Source organism: Pseudoalteromonas sp. NBT06-2 (assembly GCF_002276045.1).
Taxonomy (GTDB): Bacteria; Pseudomonadota; Gammaproteobacteria; order Enterobacterales; family Alteromonadaceae; genus Pseudoalteromonas.
Genome location: NZ_NQMR01000162.1, coordinates 1 through 4,385 on the forward strand (window position 1 = coordinate 1; position 4,385 = coordinate 4,385).

Consider the following 4,385-nt stretch of genomic DNA (forward strand, 5'->3'; position numbering starts at 1 on the left):
TAGCTCTCCTTGAACAGCAACACGCTCAAAATTTCCTAACCCCACTTTAACTAATAATTTATGTGCTTTGTTTTCTTTATCTATTTTAATAACATATGTGCCGTCTTTTCTTAAAATTAAAGCATCTCTATGCACCGTTAATTTAGCTAAATTATTTTGTGTTGGTATAGTTACTGTTACTAATTGACCAGCAGCCCAGTAATCACTATTCCCTTCAGGGATTTTCATTCGCATTTCAAATGTTTGTGAGCGAGGGTCCACACTAGGGATTTTGGCAATAACCGGTGCTTCTATTTCTTTATCATTTGCAAATACTTTTAAATGATTCCCTTGTTCTATATATGCTAAGTACTTAATTGGTACAAAAACACGCACTTCAAGATTTTCAGTATCTAGTAATTTAAGCAAAATATCACTTCTGCTGACATCTGTGCCAGCTCTTGTGATCCTTTGAGTTACAACACCATCAAAAGGTGCTTTTATAGTTGCGCGATTTATTTCATCTTCAATTTGTTGTAATTTCAAATGTGCAATTTCAATGTCAGTTTCTGCTAACTCATACTTTGAACGGGTTTGATCTAACTGAAATTGTGAGATTGAATTTGTTTTACGTAATTTTTGTAGCCTATTCCATTCATTTTTGAGATAAGCCAAATTAATATTAGCGCGCTTAATTTGTGCTTTTTGTTCAGCAAGCTTTAATTGTAATGGCAATAAATCCATTTTAACTAAAGTATCACCTAACGCCACATATGCACCAGGTTCTGCCAGCCATTCTAAGCGACCATTTATACCGGCAGTAATTTGTATATCTGAACGACTATGTAAAGTACCCATTAAATCAGTGGTTGCTGGCAATGAACTTTTAGTTACGCTATCTAATTTAACTGGGCTTGCAGACTTATTTTCTGCGTTAACATAAATAGCTAACAATGCCATACTGCTCGTTACTAGCCCTTTTATTAATTTATTGGTAAACATATGGATCCCTAGCTAGCTTGCTGATGTCGCAAATTTAAATCTGCGACTTTATTATCTAATTTATTTGAAGAATAGTATTTATCTGAAATTTCTGAATTTTTCCCTAGCTGTAATAAACATGGGAATAATACAAGGGTGAAAATTGCACTTATGCCCATACCACCAACAATTACAGTTGCTAAACCTCGATATATTTCGCTACCAACTCCTGGCATTAGCATCAGTGGCAACATACCAAATAAACTTGTTAGGGTACTCATATATACGGGCCTAGCGCGAATACTCACAGCTTGTGCTACTGCATCAGTACGAGAAAAACCTTGCTTTTGTGCTTCTCTCGTTTGGTCAACTAATAAAATCGCATTATTAACCACTAAACCTAATAAAATAATGAAACCTATCATAGTGAGTAAATCTAGTGACTGATAAGTAAATAGGTTGAGTACATATAAACCAACGACACCACCTGCGACCGCTAAAGGCATAATAAGTAAAACCAACAAACTATCTTTGGCTGATTTAAATAAAGCCGTCATCAATAAAAATAAAATAACTAAAGCCAGTGCAAAGTTTTTCAACATATCATTAATTGCATTGGCCATTTTATTTGCGTTACCACTTAATAAAATTGACGCATTACTGGATAAGTTTTTATTCATTTGAGGAATAATTTTGTCATTGATCATTACTAACGCTTCTTCCAATGACAAATCCGCAGGGGGTGATATTTGCAAACTAATCGTACGTTTACCATCAACTCTTCTCAACTGTGTAGGGCCTGCTGTTCTTGTTAGAGTTGTTAATTCTCCTATTGTTTGAATGCCTGCTAATGGCGAATAAACAGGTAATGACTCAAGTTCATCAGGTGTATTCCACTGCGCGCCTCGCAAAATCACATTCACTCTGTCGTTACCATCAAAGTATTCACTAATAAATAAGCCACTAGTATAAGTTCTTATTGCATTAGCGACATCTCTTCGCGTTAAACCAGCTTGTGTGATCCTCTGATCGTCTGGTATTAAATTCAGTTCCGGCTCAGCTAAATTTAAGCTTGGCATTGGAAAAACAGTCGTATCAGCCATATTCTCATTAATCGCATCAATGCCTGTTTGTGCAACTACCATTAAATTTTCAATGTTAGAACCATTTATATCAATATCAATTGTACGACCATTACCACCGCCTGACACATTGATCATAGAACCCCTAAATAAAAATATTTGTGTATCGGGCAAACCCACAAGCACTTTATTTTTAATTACTTCCATAAGCTCCTCTACACGCCTTGGGTCATCTGAATATATAAAACCACCTGTAGAACCTGCACCATTCGAGAAAAAGTTATAACTTTTAATTTTTGGCTGTTGTTCACCTGATAAATAAGGCGCTAAACGATTTTTGACTAAAGAGGCTATTTCTTTTTCAATGAAATCAACATTGCCACCTGGTGGCATACTCAAGCTCATGAAAAATCCATCAATGGGTGCTCTTGGCATAAAATCGGTTTTTGGCATCAACATAACCGTAGCCATTACAGAACCACCTAATAGAATTAAGATCCAAGCAAAACACTTACTAGTTGTATTGGTGATTTTCATGATAAATGCGGTCAACTTTTGCCAATAAGCTTTATAAGGGTCTATTTCTTCTTTGCTATTTAACCAATATTTACTGGCAATAGGTAAAATGGTGACTGCCGATACAAATGATGCAATAACGGCAATAGAGAGCGTTAACGCTAAATCCGAAAATAACTGGCCTTCTATACCAGCCATAAATAATATTGGTAAAAATATCGCAACGCTGGTTGCGGTTGAAGCAAATAGTGCACCTGTAACTTGCAATGCTCCACGCATTACCGCTTTTGATTTATCTAACCCTAGGCTTCTAAGTCTCACGATATTTTCTTGGACTATAATCGCAGCATCTAATACTAACCCAACTGAAAATGCTAAGCCTGCGAGTGAAATCACATTTAAGCTACGATCAAATATGCTCAAAGCTGCAAATGCCACCATAAGAGATACTGGTATTGTCATGGCGATTATTAATGTCGTTTTTAGCCCCCTTAGAAATAACCATAAAATAATTAATGCCAACAATACGCCTAAACCCAAATTATTTTTCACTAGCTTTAACGCATTTCGAATATGAACCGAAGAGTCAAAACTTAAGTCAATTGTTAATCCTGCAGCAGCCATAGGCCCTGCGTTTAATTCTTTAATAGCAATGTTAATTTCATCTAATAAAGCAACAGTATTAGCATCATTTTGACGCTTTAAAGTGAAGTAATATGAAGGCTGACCATTTCGTAAGTTAAAAGCAAATTTATCAACTAAAGTATTTTCAACAGTAGCGACATCTTTTAAATAAATAGGACGTTCACCACTATAACCTATAATCATATCGGTTAAATTGCCAATATTATATTGTCCTGAAAAGCGAACTGTATATTGTCGGCGACCAACATTGGCAACACCACCAGATACATCACTTGCTCTTGCTATTGTTGAACTAATATCTGCTATAGTTAATCCTAATGAGGCTGCTCTGAGTGGATCAAAAGTAATTCTTAGCTCTCTAGGCCTATGGCTTGCTAGATTTACTTGACCCATACCTGAAATTCGAGCAAACCTAGGCTTTACAACGTTTTCTATTAACTTTTGATATTGCCCTAAATCTTGCACTGGATTACTCGGAAGAGTTTTAATCATTAATGAGGCTGTATTTGGCCCGCCTCGACCACCTCCAGCAGATATTACAGGTTCAATCGCATCAAGAGGCAATGGTGGCGCTTGATTTAAATTATTGATTACATCTAACATAGCTTTTTGCATATCGGCACCCACATCAAAAGTCAGTGATATACTGCCAAAACCACGTCCAATGTTAGTTGTTACTTTTGTGACACCTTGAGTATTTTTAACAACGTTTTCTATCGGTTCTATTATTACGGATTCCATTTCTGATGGTGCTGCACTTCTCCACCCAGTTGAAATGGTAATTTGAGGCTGTTCAATATCTGGTGTTAGCTGAAGTGGTAACTTAAAAACACTCATTACGCCAAAAATCATCACTAAAGCCACTATTACAATAATAGCTGCTGGATTTTTTAAGGCTGAACGCGTTAGATTCATTTTTTTATTCTCATTATTTAGCCAGTTTCGCCCAAGTACGTATTATATGCTTTGTTCATAAAGACTCTAGTTAACTTACGTTAAACCGTAATAATTAAACGATAAAACTTCAAAATGAAACAACTTGTTACAGTTACTCATCTCAAGTAATACTATTAAGTAAATCGGGTGCTGAATAGTTCAATAATTCTTTTACGATGGCCATACAAGAAATAAGATAAACGCGCGTTTACTTCACTGTTTTTACAGCAGTTTTAGGTGAAATTA

2 protein-coding genes are annotated in these 4,385 nt (G+C 35.8%); both read right to left on the reverse strand.

The annotated features are described in order from the left end of the window. A partial coding sequence (locus CJF42_RS22135; RefSeq protein WP_095368753.1) for an efflux RND transporter periplasmic adaptor subunit occupies nt 1-981 on the reverse strand: 981 nt, incomplete at its 3' end. 8 nt (nt 982-989) lie between these two features. Then, on the reverse strand, nt 990-4,118 hold the full coding sequence (locus CJF42_RS22140) for an efflux RND transporter permease subunit (protein ID WP_095368752.1): 3,129 nt from the start codon (nt 4,116-4,118) through the stop codon (nt 990-992). Between the last annotated feature and the right edge of the window lie 267 nt (nt 4,119-4,385).